Origin of the sequence: Paenibacillus sp. PvP094 (assembly GCF_040546835.1) — a bacterium.
Lineage (GTDB): Bacteria > Bacillota > Bacilli > Paenibacillales > Paenibacillaceae > Paenibacillus > Paenibacillus illinoisensis.
In genome coordinates this window covers 3,642,132-3,658,088 of sequence record NZ_JBEPOM010000001.1, presented here as the reverse complement: position 1 = coordinate 3,658,088, position 15,957 = coordinate 3,642,132, and the positions used below count along the sequence as shown (strand labels likewise).

Below are 15,957 nucleotides of genomic sequence, written 5' to 3'. Positions count from 1 at the left end.
ATTCCTCTCTTATCGTGTCTATTCATTGTTTGTCAGAAGCGTTCAAGCTATCCGAACCTGTAATTACAGCTGTTCACCATTGCTTGCAATCACGTTTTTGTACCAGTCAAAGGAATCCTTTTTGGAACGTTCGAGGGTTCCGTTACCTTCGTCGTCCAGATCCACGTAGATGAAGCCGTACCGTTTGGACATTTCGGAAGTGGACATACTCACCAGGTCAATTGGACCCCAAGCCGTAAATCCGATTAGATCCACACCATCCTTGATGGCTTCCTTCATTTGTTCGATGTGTTTTTTCAGGTAATCCACACGATAGGAGTCATGAATCGAACCATCTTCTTCTACTTTGTCATAAGCTCCAAGACCATTCTCAACGATGAACAATGGTTTTTGGTAACGATCCCAGAAGTTGTTCAGCGTTATGCGCAGGCCAATTGGATCGATCTCCCAACCCCAGTCGGAAGCTTCCAAATAAGGGTTTTTTACACCGCCAGCCAAGTTGCCTGCAGTTTCCTCCAGGTCAGCAGAAGCTGATTTGGTTACGGACATGTAGTAACTGAAGGAGATGAAATCGACCGTGTTGTTCAGCAAAATTTCATCATCGCCAGCTTCTTTTTGAATCACGATGTTGTTCTCTTCAAAATAACGGGCCATGTAATTCGGGTATTTACCACGAGCATGCATATCGGTGAAGAAGAGGTTGATCTGATTCTCGTGTTGAGCCAGACGCACATCTACCGGGTTACAAGTCGCCGGATATGTCTCCATGCGAGCGAGCATACAGCCCACTTGGGAACCAGGAATAATCTCATGCGCAAGTTTTGTTACCATTGCACTTGCTACGAATTGGTGATGCAGCGCTTGATACGTCGTTTGCAATTTGTTGTCTACTTTATCGATCAGAATGCCGCCGCCAGTGTACGGGCTGAACAGCATGACGTTGATTTCATTGAAAGTCAGCCAGTATTTCACTTTGTTTTTATAACGGTTGAATACTGTTTCTGCATATCTTACGTAGTGCCCAATAACTTCACGGCTAGCCCAGCCATTGTATTTCTGCGTCAGACCGAGCGGAGTCTCGTAGTGAGACAAGGTCACCAGCGGCTCAATGCCGTATTTCAACAGTTCATCGAAGACTTCGTCATAGAATTTCAGACCTGCTTCGTTCGGTTCCTGATCATAACCGTTCGGGAAAATTCGCGCCCAGTGAATGGACAAGCGGAATACTTTGAAGCCCATTTCGGCAAACAAAGCGATGTCTTCCTTGAAACGATGATAGAAGTCGATACCAAAGCGTTTCGGGAACCGCTCTTCAATTTTGCCTGACAGAATTTCTTCGATGCGCGAAGAGGAGATTTCCATCGCATGTCCGCCCGTACGTTTCTCTTTGGGAACATGGGCGATCATATCTGCTGTGGAGAGACCTTTGCCGTCCTTATCGAATGCACCCTCCAATTGATTGGCAGCTGTAGCGCCGCCCCATAGGAAGTTTTCAGGGAATCCTTTTTTTGCCGTAGTCATGAACAACAACCTCTTTTCAACAATTTATTTTGTAATGACAAGTCAGAAAGATAGAATGTCCTATTTCGAGCAAACCAACACGGTAATCAGTAGATCCAATTGAGGTTGCTCCTGATCCATGGACCCAAAAGAGGCCAGAAAACAAGAAAAACCTAAACTCAAGGTAAAATAGCGCCCAAAAAAGGAGCTTTCATTTCACCATCAGTTTAGGTTTTGCCTGTCTTCGCAGTAACAATCCATCAAACGATGTATTGATTATTTGGTTGTTTTTCTCTCGTGATGTAAGCGTAACATATCTATATTTGAAAATCAACTTCCCACGTGACACCCATTTTATATAGAAGAACTTCAACGCGGCATGCGCATAATGGCTGCTCTTAATGCATTTGTGCCGTCTGTATGACCCAGATAGCTTGCAGGACTTTGGTCGCCTAGAGCAGGCACCTTTTTGCTCATCCATTCCAGTGCATACTCCCCCATTTCGCATAAAAGTACCTGACATATATCTGCCGGAATCCCCTTTTGTTTCGCGCTTTCCACCAGTTTTGGATCGACCTGCAAAAAGCGATCAGCAAAGCACATAACAAATGAGTCCCAATTCTCCTGATTGAATTCAGCAAGAAAGATATCTTTCATACTCATGTAAAATGCCTCCCTGAAATGCGATTTGGTACCCCGAAGTCCTATCTGACATAATTCAGCCTTAAGCCGCTTGAAACGATAATTGAGAAAGGTAAACTTAATTTTACATGTTTTTTGGGAGATTGAACACTGAAGGAGGAACCCATCATGACTGATGAAGCAAGCACAGCCGGCTGGGATGCCATTGATACAGCATTTAACGAACTTTATGGGGAGCAGGAACCCAAACATTATGGCACAGCCATCCCTTATGCGCTCGGAGGACCTGACCCTCTGGATGGAATCAGTGCCTATAAAGTGGAACATCCCACGCCTCATTGGCATTTTGTAACGTACGGATTCTCCGAACTATATGACAAAGAAACCAATGATCCAGAGCACAGTGGATATGGATTCGAACTGACCTTTCGGCTTACCCGAACAGAGGATGAGACTGAACCTCCCGCTTGGGCTCTGAACTTGTTACAGAATATGGGGCGGTATGTCTTCAATAGTGGTAACGTATTTCGCCCAGGCGACTACCTGGATGCCAATGGACCGATCTGTCTGGGCTCTGATACCTTGCTGACCGCCCTTTCCTTTATTGAAGACCCGGATCTGAATCAGCTGTCCACCCCTAATGGTACAGTGGAGTTCATTCAAATGGTCGGGATTACCGGACGAGAAATGGAAACGATGCAGACGTGGAACACACGTGGCTTCCTCAAGGCATGCGAAGCATTCATGCCCAAGTATGTTACGGATCTCATGCGCAACTCCTATGTGGATATTCCATCGGTAGGGCAGGCTGTTCAGCGTGGAATTGAGCTTGAAGGCTCCAGCACGGCATTTTTATTCATACAACAACTGGCTTGGACGCCTTCCCGCAAAAGATTGCTGCAAAAAAATACGCCCGCCGAACTCCAGCTGGGAGCCAAACAAGCGGTTCTGATTGGAAAAATACTGCGCAGCCGTATTGCAAAGGGTGCTCCGTTATCACTTGTCGGTTCAGGTGTAACTATCACCTTCGAGGCCGGAGAAAACGCTTCTTTTCATGAAGAAGAATCCAAAATCACCGTAACCGTGAATGAACAGACAGTAAACGAACTAACAGCTCATCTTAAACCTTCGGAAATGACATTCGAGATCCCTTCCCTTCCCGGCTTGGTTATCCGAATCGTCCGAACTGAAATTACCGACCAGGAAGGTCGCGTCGTAGAAACCATCGGTTAAATGTAAGGAGGTAGTATCATGTCTTTCACTACATCGGCCTTGCTGGAACCTTGGTCTGACATCAGTGCACCTAGATCGAGCATGGCTGATATTAAATATATTTCCAGGACCAGTCTGGAAAGATTGCGCAAAATCAATCATTTTCTGATCGGTGCCTTTCAGCGTAGTCTCTCGGATATCCGAGAGAACCTATCAAGCACCTATCTGTTTCTGCTTACGGATGCGGATGGCGTGCTGCTCGCCATGGATTACAGCCCTGATCTGGAAGATGAAGTGAAGCAGTCACCCATTCGTCCAGGCATGGTTTTCACTGCACAGAGCTGTGGAGTCAACGCCATCTCGGCCACCATGGAAAAGAACGAACCGGTATTGCTGCCACCAGAGCAGCATGAGAGCCCTCTTTTTCAACAATGGCACTGTTACGCGACGCCTCTATCTGTAGGACTCAACCATTCCGGTTATCTGGATGTGTCCACCATTAACGCAGATATGCAAAGTGAATTGATCGCCATTGCCAAGCTCATTCCTGCCCATATGCAGAACAGCTACCAGAGCCTGATGTCATCCGTTCCTACCGAGAAGCCTTCTGTGGATTTCACTGAGCGTCAGTTAACCATCCTTGAAATGATCTCAAAAGGGTTAACCGTTAAGGCCATAGCTTTGAAATTAAAAATCAAGGAATGCACCGTGAATCACCACAAAAAAGTGATCTTCAACAAATTAGGTGTGCAATCCAGCACGGAAGCTGTTTCAATTGCAAGCCGATTGTCTTATTTATAGAGGGACCCCTATAGTTTCCTATAGGTGGTAAAGAAGAACACTTGTGCTACAATTTTGGAGTACGCAACATTACAGAGAGAGAACACACACATTTATTTCAGGAGGGTTTTATGTCTATCACAAAAAAAACGTCTTTATTCACTATGCTCATCATGATGATGCTTGTTGCAGCCGCTTGCGGTGACAAGGCAGATAACAACGTTCAAACGGAAGACACGACTAAAACAGAAACTGCAGCCGCTACAGACACGGATACCGCCAAGACAGAGGATACTGAAAGTACGGAAACGTCGACTGACGCAGCAGCTGAGGAAGACAATTCAGCTAACGTGGAACTGGGCACAACCGAAAAAGGTTCTTACACGAATGACTACTTCGGTGTATCCTTGAAATTCCCTGAGGAATGGGAGTTCCAGGATGCAGAAGGAATGAACGAGCTGACAAGTGCTTCTTCAGAAGCCATTGCCGGTGACGATGATACGAAGAAAAAACAGCTTGAACTGTCCCAAACAAAAACACTGAACCTGTTGATGGCTTCGGAATTGCCACTGGGTGGTCAGGAAGTAGGTCCTTCCGCTATGGCTATTGCCGAGAAAGTCAGCCTTCTGCAAGGGATTCGCACAGGTAAAGACTACCTGGAAGCAACCAAGAAATTCATGGTCGACAGCCAGTTCCCTTATGAATATAAGGAAATCACAACCGAAACGATCGGTGGTAAAGAGATGGATGTTATGCAAATCACAATGGATGCTGGTGACGGCACAACCATTACACAGGATTACTACAGCACCATCATTGAAGGTTATGCCTTCAACTTCATCTTCACGTATTTGGATGATGCAAGCAAAACCGAAATTGACAATATCAAGAAATCGGTGCAATTCAAATAATACCGTCCACAACCTAAAAGAAACGTATAAAGGACCCCGCACAGTTGATCTTGCACAGATCACTGACGGGGTTATTTTTTTGTGCCTGCTCGTGTGATCACACTGATCCGTTCTAACCAGAAACGGCCACCCAGTGCCCTTCCGTTACTTCGACCCACTTGGACTGCTCCAGATTGTAACGATCGGCTAGCTGCTCCCTGCTGTTTTCTTCAAACACCGTGCGTTTTTTCTTCGCTTCCACAGCCGGATCAGGGACCGGGATTGCAGAGAGAAGCGACTTCGTATACGCATGCTGTGGATTGGAATAGAGCTCTTCACTCTCAGCAAGCTCAACGATTTTACCGTTATACATCACAGCCACACGATCACTGATATGTTTGACCATGGACAAGTCGTGTGCAATAAAAAGATACGTCAAACCAAGCCGCTGCTGCAATTCCTCAAGCAGCTGCACGATCTGTGCCTGAATGGACACATCGAGCGCAGACAACGGCTCATCACACACAATAAATTCCGGTTCCACAGCAAGTGCCCGCGCAATCCCGATTCTCTGTCTCTGACCGCCAGAGAATTCGTGAGGGTACCGCAGCGCATGGGATGGATCAAGCCCCACCATTTCCAGCAGTTCTTCCACCCGCTTCTCTCTCTCGGCTGTTGTCTTGGTCAGCTGATGAATATCAAGAGCCTCCCCGATAATGTCCATAATTCTCAATTTCGGGTTCAATGAGGCGTAGGGGTCCTGGAAGATGATCTGCATATGCCGTCTCATCGTTTTCATTTCCGAAGTGGACAGCCGGTTTAGTGGAACCCCTTTGAACAAGACATCCCCGCCAGTCGGTTCATGCAGTCTCAAGATGGCACGCCCCGTCGTGGATTTTCCGCTGCCAGACTCTCCTACGACCCCCAGTGTCTCGCCCTGGCGGATATAAAAGCTGATATCATTCACTGCCTTCAGTGTATTGCCTTTGCCAAGATTAAAATGCTGACGCAGGGATTTCACCTCAAGCAGAGGCTGATCATCTTTTAGGTCCTTAGGGAACAGTGAAACCGGTTTGGGTTTCTTCTTCTCATCCAACCGCGGCAAGGCATTCAGAAGTCTGGACGTATATTCGTGTTTCGGATTGGCGAAGATCTCCGCCGTCGTCCCGGATTCCACGATCTGTCCCTCTTTCATGACCACGACGCGGTCACACATTCCGGCCACAACCCCCAGATCATGTGTAATCAGTATAATGGACGTCCCCAGCCGTTCCTGCATGTCTTTCATCAGATTCAGAATTTGTGCCTGGATGGTCACGTCGAGTGCAGTTGTTGGTTCATCGGCAATCAGCAGCTCCGGGCGGCAAGCAAGTGCAATGGCGATCATGACCCGCTGACGCATGCCTCCCGAGAACTCGTGCGGATACTGATTGTAGCGCACTTCACTTCGTGATATGCCAACCAGTTCGAGCATGGCGATGGCTTGCTTTTTCGCTTCCCTGCGTGACAGCTTCTGGTGCTTGATCAGACTTTCGGAGATTTGTTTTCCAACTTTGATGGTCGGATTAAGCGAACTCATGGGATCCTGAAAAATCATGCCGATGTCGCGGCCGCGGATGCTTTCCATCTCCTTTTGCGTTTTGGTTGCCAGGTTAACTCCGCGAAACAAAATCTCTCCCTGCTTCATCTGAGATGGAGGAGAAGCAAGCAGCCTCATAATGGAACGGGCTGTTACGCTTTTGCCGCTTCCCGATTCTCCAACAATCCCAAGCGTTTCCCCTTTCCGAACCTCGAAGCTGACCTCCCGTACCGCCTGAAACTCATTCTCTCCAGAATGAAAAGAGACGGACAAATCACTAACTTTCAGTAAAGGCTGCATGTAAACACCTGCTTTCCTTCATATTTACGCATTTCATAATATGTACACAATTCCATACCTTGACAATTGAATAGACCCTAAATAATATATACTATATCAATCGGAATAATGCAATTTAAAACTGAATGTAGGGAGGTTTGCACGGTTTGAATCTTGCAGTAGGCGGCAAAATGTCACGGCTTGCACAGCATCTGAGTTTCATTTATGGCAAAATGCTGCTTCATCCCTCCTACCGATATGTGCTGTTTATTCTCGGGCTGCCAATCAATCTGATTGTGCTTCTGTTGTGGCAATCCAGACGACAAAAGGATGGATGGCAAACTACTCAGCGAACTGTAGAACAGGAGATGCACTCTTCTTCTTACCGGGATAAGCTTCGAACCATAGTAGAAGAACAGCTGAGGCGCAAACATCGCTTCTTCCAGCAGCAGGTCAGTGAAACAGAATTCAAGCGTCAGACGGAGCAGTGGCTGGAGGAAACATATCAGAAAGAGTTGTATGAACGAACGTCACGCAGGCTGCAGGAACACGGAGAACAGCGCCTGACCATGGCCGACACGTTCCGTGCATTGCTGGATAAACCCTGGTTTGTGGCTCTATCTATCATTCCAGGCTGTCTGATGTACGTCATACTATGGATCTATGGCAATCCTTATCTAAAGTACATATTCGAAAGAATACTGATGACCCTATTCGTCATTTTGGGTGTAGCTACCCTCGTATTTACCATCCTGTATCTGTCTCCGTTCAACCCGGCAGCCAACATTCTCGGAGAGACAGCGACACAGGAGCAGATTGCAGCCTTTAATCACGTATACGGTCTGGATCAGCCTTATCTCGTTCAGCTATGGAACAATATCAAGGGAATCGCGCTGTTTGATCTGGGCAACTCCTTCTCGGGAAATGAGGATGTGACAGCGACCATAGCCAGAAAGTTTCCGATTACACTGACACTCGCAGTCATTTCTCTACTGCTTGCCCTTGTCATCGCACTTCCCATCGGGATCATCTCGGCGATCAAGCCCAATTCGCTGTTTGATTACACATTTATGTTTATTGCTCTGATCGGATTGTCGATTCCGAACTTCTGGCAGGGACTGATCTTCATCCTGAACTTTTCAATTAAAATGCAGTGGCTGCCTGCGACCTTCAATCCTCAGAACTGGCTGTCTATCATTATGCCAACCATTGTTCTGGGAACAGGATTAACGGCTGCAGTGGCCCGGATGACCCGTTCTTCCACGTTGGAAGTTATTCACGAAGATTACGTGATGACAGCTCGCGCCAAAGGACTCAGCGAACGGAGTGTTCTGCTGAAACATGCGGTACGCAATGCGTTGATTCCAATCGTAACGGTCGTTGGATTGCAATTCGGAGGTATGCTCGGCGGAGCGGCCGTAACGGAGAAAGTATTTAATATTAGCGGACTCGGCAGTTACATTGTGGATAAACAGTTTATTCCCGATATTCCGAGTATCATGGGCGGAGTAGTGTATACAGCGATTACCATTTCCATCATTAATGTAATCGTAGATCTGTTGTACGCATTTATCGATCCAAGAGTACGTTCCAAGATGAAACAATATTAAAGCAGGTGCAATATGACAAATTCGGGTTCCTTAACACAAGAAGTGCGTTTCCGGCTTAAGTCTTCACCAGAATACAGTCAGGCCAGCTTTGCGTGGGTTACTTCTCTCCTATTGACGGTGTTACTGCTGTTTAACAGTTATGACCTGGGCAGGCAAGAATTCAGACCCTTTCTGCTGACTGCACTTTGTATCTATCTTTTCTTTACGATCATTCAGAGTATCCTGATGCTGCTCATCCGAAAAGACTTGACCAGACACGGACATATCTCAGCATTAACCCGCAGGCTGGCTTGGGTTCAGCTGCTGGCCATCTGCTCTGGCAATATTTTCATCGTCACAGCAGCATTTCATCTGATCAAAAAAGCAAAGCAAGTGGAATACACCTTTGCGGTCTATATGCTGCTGACGCAGCTGTTCGTTATTGGCGTATCGGCGCTCAATATGTTCAAACCCTATGTATCCGATACGTTTTTGCCAGCCATGGCCGTCTTGCTATTCATTCTGGTCATTGACCTGGTCGTTTTGATGATTGTAGCCCAGTATACTGCTGCTTCGGTCATTCCACGCTGGATGATTGCTGTCAGCATCCTGCTGATCCTGACCTCAGTCACAGGGAACGTATTTGCACTGCTGCTCGGCATTTCCATCATCGGGCGCTACCGGAGACAAGGGAAACAGAAATCAAACTTCTGGAATGACCTGTGGGACCGACTGGCTCCCAATGTAACAGCGATGTCCGGCATGTTTTTTATCATCTTTCTATTTTCCATCTCGATCTGCAGTTTCTTCACCTTTGATTACAGCATGGCGGTCGAAAACAACTATTCCGCCCTGCTGCAGCCGCCATCCCTGGCTTATCCACTCGGGACGGATGATTTCGGGCGATGCCTGTTCTCGCGAATCGTTTTCGGTGCCCGCATCTCGTTGATCGTAGGCTCCCTGTCGACCATTATTCCTGTGATCATTGGTGGAGTCCTTGGAGCCTTCTCCGGATTCTATGGAAGACACACAGACAATATCATCATGCGGCTGCTCGATGTCCTCTATGCCATTCCGGGCATCCTGCTGGCCATTGCCATCATTGCGGCATTTGGCGCCAATACGGTCAATCTGATTCTGGCACTCAGTCTGGGCTCCATCCCGACTTATGCACGTACCATGAGAGCCAGCGTCCTGTATGTTTCCACCTTCGAATTCGTAGAGGCTGCGCGTGCACTCGGCTATAACAATCGTTCCATCATTTTCAAGCACATCATTCCCAACTCGCTTGCACCAATGATCATCAAGTCCACGCTTACGATTGGCGGAGCGGTCATTGCTACCAGCAGCCTGAGCTATTTGGGACTGGGTGTCGAACCACATATCCCGGAATGGGGCAACATTCTCAAGCTGGGCAGTACATATCTGGAAACGCACTCATATCTCGCCATTTATCCGGGGCTGGCTATCATTCTGCTGGTTCTGTCATTCAACTTTCTCGGTGATGGTCTGCGCGACGCACTTGATCCGAAGTTGGTAAAGGCTTAATTCAAGCAATTCAAAGCAATTCTAACAATTCATTCAATTCAAAATTATCTAGGAGGTAATCCCATGAAAAAACGTTCGTTGATCTCATTGCTGCTTATTCTCGTCATCGTGATTTCGGGCTGCAGCGTGAAGACCAAGTCCGAAACCCAATCGGAGACGGCCCCGACTTCGCCAGCAGAGAACGCTCAGAATCAGGCTCCAGTCGACATTGAGTTGCTCGCCCAAAGTTCTTCCGAAAATGACGTTAATATCATCCGTGATCAGCTGACCAAAAACGGCTTCAATGTGAAGCTGAATCTGCAGCCGGATTACGGCAGCTACAAATCCCAACAGGACGCAGGCAACTATGATATTGCTCTCTCCAGCTGGACGACAGTAACCGGTAACCCGGACTATGCCGTTCGTTCTCTTTTCAAAACCGGTGGTGACTACAGCATTCTGGCGGATGAAGAGATCAATAAACTCATTGACGCCGCAGCTACCCAAACACCCGAAGAATACAAGGAAACGTACAAACAATTGGAGGACCGCCTGGTAACGGATCAAGCCTACATCGCTCCGTTGTACATTTCCCTGAAAAGTCAGGCCGTGAATCAGGACATCCTGAATCCGGATACGGTGCGCTTGTCCAAATCCCGTGCCATGGCTTGGGAACCGATCGAATTCAAAGACAGTTCCAAGAATACTAAGGATCCACTGATCCTGACTCAAAGTGCTTCCGTGCTGACTTCCCTTGACCCGATCAAAGGCAACGACGGCTCCATCAACCAATTGAACACCAACATGTATGTTCGTCTTGTAAACCTGACGGATGATGATCAACTGACAGCTGAAGGATCACTTTCCCACAATTTCAGCATCGCTGAGGGGAATTCGGAGTATTATTTCATTCTGAGAGACGATATTAACTTTGCGAAGATTGAAAACAAAAAGGCAGTGGATACCGGGGAGCGCGTTGGTGCCGATGACGTCATCTTCTCTCTGGACCGCGCCAAAAATAAAGACTCTGTTCCGGATCACCGGACATACAGCTTGCACGAGCATATCAAAGAAGCTGAGCTGGTAACCGACCTGAGCACCCTGGAATCCATCCAGCAATCCGGCGGTAACGGAACCATCAAAGACGCTCTCGAGCAAGGACTCGATTCCAAAATCACCGAACTGGTCTCTGACAAAACAAAAGCGGATAATAATGCAGGTAAATATCAGGTCGTTAAACTGACCACAACAGAGCCTTTCCCTCAAGTCCTGAATTACTTGGCCCACCAATCCGCGGGGATCGTGTCCAAGAAACAGGTGGAGAGCATCAACACCTATGACGTAGCTTCTTTTGACGTAAACAAGGATATTCCTTATGGTGACCAGAACACGGTAACAGAGGGGGCTTCGTACAACAACACACTGTATGCAAGTGGACCTTACATTCTGGCTTACAAAAACGATTACGAGGGCGTATTCTATCAAAACCCCGGATACCGCAAAGGCTCTGAATATGCTCCGAAAATTTCACAGGTAAACGTACGCTTCATCGCGGATGCTGACAGTGCATTGTCTGCCCTTCGCAGCAGTGAAATTCATTTGTATTACGGGGTACCAGAAACGAAGTATGACATCATTGAAAGTGACAGCAAGCTGAAGCTGCAGAGCATTCCGAGCAACGCGGTTTCCTATCTGCTGTTTAACACCAAGAATAGAGATGTGGCGAAGAGCAGTGACTTGAGAAAGGCAGTGCTGTACTCCATTAATCAGGATGAGATTCTCCAGTTCTATAAGAACAACAAGCTCAAAGCCTACTCTACGGTAAGTCCGCTCGTTCAGACAGGGAATGAATTGAAGTCTGATCCTGCCAAAGTAAAAGAGTTCTTGAGCAATTACAACGCATCCAAGTAATTAAAAGCATAAACGGCTGCTGACAGAATCGCTCCAGGGTTCTGTCGGCAGCCGTTTTCATATAATGCAGATTGCATCTAGGTTGAATGATCTACCTGGAATATCTTCGCTGCACTCCAGGCAGAAGAGTAACAACCTGAATTGCGACGCCCCATGCAAAATAAATCAGATGAATGATTGAGACATGCTGTATCCAGAATACCTGAACCATAATCCAGATATGTAGTGCGAACCCTGTATACAAGGAGAATGTCCATCCCCAATACCGATCCAGGTAGAGATTAAGTTTTTCTCCTATTTCCCAATGAGAGTATGTTATAAGCGAAATGGCAATCACGATCGGCATGATACCAAGAACCAACAATAGTATGATTCCCGGAATCAAAAAATTGCGAAACGGGGAATGCTCCAACAACGAATTTGGCATATGGAGGAGACTTCCTGATGAATCGATAATGAGGCCTCCCCCTCCAGCGATCGCACCAATGCCCAAAAATCCATGCAATATAATGAGTACCCACGATAATCTGTCCGAACCCTGGCCGGGTCCGAGTCGCTTCTCACCTGCGTTCATACCTCACCCTCCAGACAAGTGTACAGATGGCACTGAATTCTCAATTCCATTTTCACATATAGAGGAGACTGTTCCTGTGCTCTTTTTCACAAATTCGGTTGCGGCTACAATGGCTAATGGTAAAACTTGATAAAAGAACGTACGTTCGGTATAATGGTGTTATCCTGAATGAGCGAGAGGCAGATATGGACGACAAATTTATTAAAGAATTACGCGAGATTAGTCGGGATGATAGACGAAGATCCGAATTCATGATTCAAGGCATGAAAGAAACACTAGAAGAAAGAAAGCAGCAGAACATACTTAAGCGCTGGATCCGGCGCAAGAAAGCAGAGAAGAAAATCTCACAAAGATTCAATCCGAATCCCCACTCGGATCAAAAGTAAGACATAAAAAGGAGGCAACACGTGCCTCCCTTACGTTTACATATGAGCATTGATCTAGTAGTTAGGAATTGTATATAATTGGACCCTTACCTTCTATAGAACTTAATTTCATTTGAGAGCTGCTGTATTAAGGCAAAATGGCAAAGGATCTAACCGGGAATCCGGAAGCCTTTTCGGCCTTGGGTACAATGTTGAAGATCACTGCACCTTTTGCTGGCACCTGATCCAGATTGGTTAACAACTCTACCTGATATGTATCCTGAGCAAGTACATAATATTCCGCGAGAAGTGCGCCATTCTTCTGATAGTCCACAGCTGAATCGGTATCGAAGGTTTCATGACCAATGGCCTTGATTTTGCGTTCTTCGAACAAAAACATCAATGCACTAACCGACCAACCGGGTGCATGGCTGTTGCCTTCTGCATCCTTGTTGTCGAACTTTTCATGATCGGGCCAGCGTTTGCTCCAATCTGTACGAAGTGCCACGAAGCTACCTTCTTCAATGACCCCATATTCCTTTTCGAATTCAAGAATATGCTCGACATCCAGCGTAAAGTCCGGATTGCTCGCCACGGCAGCAGACTGGTCAATGACCACAAGCGGCAGCACAAGTTCCTTCAGCCCTAGCTGATCCAGATAACGCGTGTCACGCACAAAATGAATCGGTGCATCCAGATGGGTGCCGTACTGGCCGGGGAATTTGAAGCTCTGAGCGAAAAAACCTTGATCGTGATTAAACAACGTATCAAACTGGGCTGCATCAAAAGCAGAAAAGTGCGGCGATTCCGGGCCAAAAGTATGGGTCAGATCAACCCACTTCTTTTCTTTTAACAGTTGAATGGCTTGGATGAGTTCGTTGGACAATTGGATCACCTCATACGCAGAATGGAATAAATTTCTACTATTATATCTTAAACCTCCACATATGGGAATGCTGCTTCTGCTCCTCCCTCCATCCATGAAACAGCCACCTTCCCAAACGGAAGATGGCCATGATTCAGACTCCTAATTTCAATGTAATATAACCTTCGTACGCGAGTTGACCCTATTGCGCGCGGATGACAAGCTTCCCACGTGTATGATGTGTTTCGCTCTTCTTATGCGCCTCCCGAAGTCCCTGCTCGCTTAAATCATATGTCTCGTCAATCACAGGTTTAAGTTTCCCTTCTGAGGCAAGCTTCGCCAGTTGGTCGAGCTGATCCCCTTTCGGTTCCATCATGAATACATTCGCAGTTACGCCTGCCTCCTTGGCAAGGTTCTCGTCCGGTTGCTCCACCAGCGAAACCAGATGTCCGCCGGACTTTAGCACCTTGAAGCTGTCCCGCTGAATATCACCACCCATTGTATCGAGCACGACATCATACCCGGAGAGGATCACTGAGAAATCTTCTTTTTTATAATTGATAAAATGATCCACGCCCAAGGAGCGAAGCAGCTCCTCATTGGACTCACTCGCCGTTGCCGCCACTTCAGCACCAATGTATTTAGCAATCTGTATCGCATAAGTTCCCACACCGCCTGCTCCCGCGTGAATCAATACCTTTTGCCCCTTGGCGAGGTGCGCATGATCAACAAGTGCCTGCCAGGCTGTCATGCCCGCAAGCGGTATGGCCGCAGCATCCTCAAAACTCAGATTGTCCGGAATACGGGATACGATATCTGCATCTACCGCCACATATTCTGCATAGGTTCCGAAGCTTCGCGGACGGGCAAATACACGATCACCCTCCCTGAACTGTGTAACATTGGATCCTACCTCTGCCACAATACCCGCAGCATCCCCGCCCAAAATCAAAGGGAATGAATCAGCCGCTTCTTCCATATGTCCTTGTCGGACCTTGAAGTCGACCGGATTCACCGAGGTTGCATGAATCTGGATGATAACCTGATTGATTCCACATGTCGGCTTGGGTACTTCCTGTTCCTTCAATTGTTCCGCTCCACCAAACTTATCAATAACAATAGCTTTCATTGCAAATCCCTGCCTTCCCATTGGATTATTGCGTGCTCTCCTTCTTCATTACCCTGTGCAGCCATTCACTTGACCTTGAATCATCAATCGCTCGCCGTCCTCGTTCCATCAAAAAACCAGCCACTAAGCATGCTATAATAGGAACATTCTCATTTTTCATGAACTAACGGACAAGCGAGGGAAAACAAAATGGATATTGAGGTCGTCACATTACATGCATTTTCGGATATCGCTGAGGGAGGTAACCCCGCTGGAGTCGTTCTGCAGGCAGAGCATTTGTCCGCGTCGCAGATGCAGGAGATTGCCAGACAAGTCGGATTTTCCGAAACGGCATTTGTCATGCCTTCGAATTTAGCTGATTACAACATACGTTACTTTACTCCAAATCATGAAGTTGACCTATGTGGACATGCAACGGTGGCATTATTCTATCTCATGAAGGCAGAGCAGATGGTTGACGTGGGCAAGTATACACTTGATACACTTGCGGGAATTCTCGAAGTAACCGTCGAGGAAGGCGGTGATGTCTATCTGTCCCAGACACTTCCACAGTTTGGAGAGCTGGTTAACCGGCAGGACATCGCAGACTCTCTGCAGATTCCGCTGCAGGACCTACACTCAGAATTGCCTGTACAGATCGTGTCTACCGGGCTGCGCGACATCTTAATTCCGGTTAGGCATCCTGATGTTTTGACAAACATCAATCCTAATCTTCAGCAAATCTCCGACATCAGCAAAGCTCATCAAGTGGTGGGTTATCATGTGTTCGCACTCGAAACGCAGGATAATGCAGCCCTCGCAGAATGTCGGAACTTTGCCCCGCTGTACAACATACCGGAAGAGAGCGCCACAGGTACATCCAATGGCGCATTGCTGTGTTACCTGCATAAGTATCAACAACTCCGAGCTCCCCATAATCAGACATATATGATCAAACAAGGGTACACGATGAACCGTCCTTCCAGGATTCTAGGCAGAATAACGCTCGGCCCTTCCAACGAGATCACTCAAGTTCAGATCGGCGGTGTTGCCGCGCATATCGAGAATATTCAAATTCATCTCCCTTAAGCAAAAAATATCCCGTATTGCTCGCCTTCTCACTTACCGTACTTGGT

Annotated in this window: 14 protein-coding genes; 8 read left to right on the top strand and 6 right to left on the bottom strand. The window is 47.1% G+C overall.

Annotation, left to right across the window (positions count from 1 at the left end):
• Positions 1-63: 63 nt before the first annotated feature.
• Both ABIC22_RS16890 and ABIC22_RS16885 read right to left on the bottom strand, forming a co-directional pair.
• Positions 64-1,521, bottom strand: coding sequence for a glycoside hydrolase family 1 protein (locus ABIC22_RS16890; RefSeq protein WP_354482433.1), 1,458 nt, complete (start codon positions 1,519-1,521; stop codon positions 64-66).
• Between the two features lie 348 nt (positions 1,522-1,869).
• Positions 1,870-2,163 (bottom strand): hypothetical protein, encoded by a 294-nt coding sequence (locus ABIC22_RS16885; RefSeq protein WP_354482430.1) that lies wholly within the window; start codon positions 2,161-2,163, stop codon positions 1,870-1,872.
• 147 nt (positions 2,164-2,310) lie between these two features.
• Here ABIC22_RS16885 and ABIC22_RS16880 point away from each other — a divergent pair, with 147 nt between their 5' ends.
• The 3 genes from ABIC22_RS16880 to ABIC22_RS16870 all read left to right on the top strand — a co-directional run bounded on the left by ABIC22_RS16880 (position 2,311) and on the right by ABIC22_RS16870 (position 5,045).
• Positions 2,311-3,375: a suppressor of fused domain protein gene (locus ABIC22_RS16880; RefSeq protein ID WP_354482427.1), complete on the top strand. Its 1,065-nt coding sequence runs from the start codon at positions 2,311-2,313 to the stop codon at positions 3,373-3,375.
• 18 nt (positions 3,376-3,393) lie between these two features.
• Positions 3,394-4,155 (top strand): LuxR C-terminal-related transcriptional regulator, encoded by a 762-nt coding sequence (locus ABIC22_RS16875; RefSeq protein WP_354482424.1) that lies wholly within the window; start codon positions 3,394-3,396, stop codon positions 4,153-4,155.
• 110 nt (positions 4,156-4,265) lie between these two features.
• Entirely contained in the window at positions 4,266-5,045 is a 780-nt protein-coding gene (locus tag ABIC22_RS16870; protein WP_354482421.1) for a hypothetical protein, read from the top strand.
• A 112-nt stretch (positions 5,046-5,157) separates the two neighbouring features.
• Here ABIC22_RS16870 and ABIC22_RS16865 read toward each other — a convergent pair whose 3' ends face one another.
• Entirely contained in the window at positions 5,158-6,903 is a 1,746-nt protein-coding gene (locus ABIC22_RS16865) for an ABC transporter ATP-binding protein (RefSeq protein WP_354482418.1), read from the bottom strand.
• Positions 6,904-7,073: 170 nt separating this feature from the next.
• Here ABIC22_RS16865 and ABIC22_RS16860 point away from each other — a divergent pair, with 170 nt between their 5' ends.
• The 3 genes from ABIC22_RS16860 (at position 7,074) to ABIC22_RS16850 (ending at position 11,909) form a co-directional block, all read left to right on the top strand.
• A complete protein-coding gene (locus tag ABIC22_RS16860) occupies positions 7,074-8,492 on the top strand; it encodes an ABC transporter permease (protein ID WP_354486008.1) in 1,419 nt (472 codons plus the stop codon).
• Between the two features lie 12 nt (positions 8,493-8,504).
• Entirely contained in the window at positions 8,505-10,019 is a 1,515-nt protein-coding gene (locus tag ABIC22_RS16855) for an ABC transporter permease (RefSeq protein WP_354482415.1), read from the top strand.
• Positions 10,020-10,082: 63 nt separating this feature from the next.
• The gene (locus ABIC22_RS16850) at positions 10,083-11,909 is read left to right on the top strand and encodes an ABC transporter substrate-binding protein (RefSeq protein WP_354482412.1); all 1,827 of its coding nucleotides are present in this window, start codon (positions 10,083-10,085) and stop codon (positions 11,907-11,909) included.
• A gap of 91 nt (positions 11,910-12,000) precedes the next feature.
• Here the strand turns inward: ABIC22_RS16850 and ABIC22_RS16845 are convergent, their stop codons facing one another.
• Positions 12,001-12,483: a hypothetical protein gene (locus ABIC22_RS16845; RefSeq protein WP_354482409.1), complete on the bottom strand. Its 483-nt coding sequence runs from the start codon at positions 12,481-12,483 to the stop codon at positions 12,001-12,003.
• A gap of 185 nt (positions 12,484-12,668) precedes the next feature.
• Between ABIC22_RS16845 and ABIC22_RS16840 the strand changes: the two genes are divergently transcribed.
• Positions 12,669-12,869, top strand: a complete 201-nt coding sequence (locus tag ABIC22_RS16840) for a hypothetical protein (protein ID WP_095290136.1) — start codon at positions 12,669-12,671, stop codon at positions 12,867-12,869.
• A 127-nt stretch (positions 12,870-12,996) separates the two neighbouring features.
• Here the strand turns inward: ABIC22_RS16840 and ABIC22_RS16835 are convergent, their stop codons facing one another.
• Positions 12,997-13,734, bottom strand: a complete 738-nt coding sequence (locus tag ABIC22_RS16835; protein WP_354482406.1) for a cyclase family protein — start codon at positions 13,732-13,734, stop codon at positions 12,997-12,999.
• Positions 13,735-13,915: 181 nt separating this feature from the next.
• Positions 13,916-14,842 (bottom strand): NADP-dependent oxidoreductase, encoded by a 927-nt coding sequence (locus ABIC22_RS16830; RefSeq protein ID WP_354482403.1) that lies wholly within the window; start codon positions 14,840-14,842, stop codon positions 13,916-13,918.
• A gap of 189 nt (positions 14,843-15,031) precedes the next feature.
• On the opposite strand from ABIC22_RS16830, the gene ABIC22_RS16825 reads away from it, so the two are divergent.
• Positions 15,032-15,910 carry a PhzF family phenazine biosynthesis protein gene (locus ABIC22_RS16825; protein WP_354482400.1) on the top strand — a complete coding sequence of 293 codons (879 nt, stop codon included), beginning with the start codon at positions 15,032-15,034 and terminating at the stop codon, positions 15,908-15,910.
• Positions 15,911-15,957: the final 47 nt, after the last annotated feature.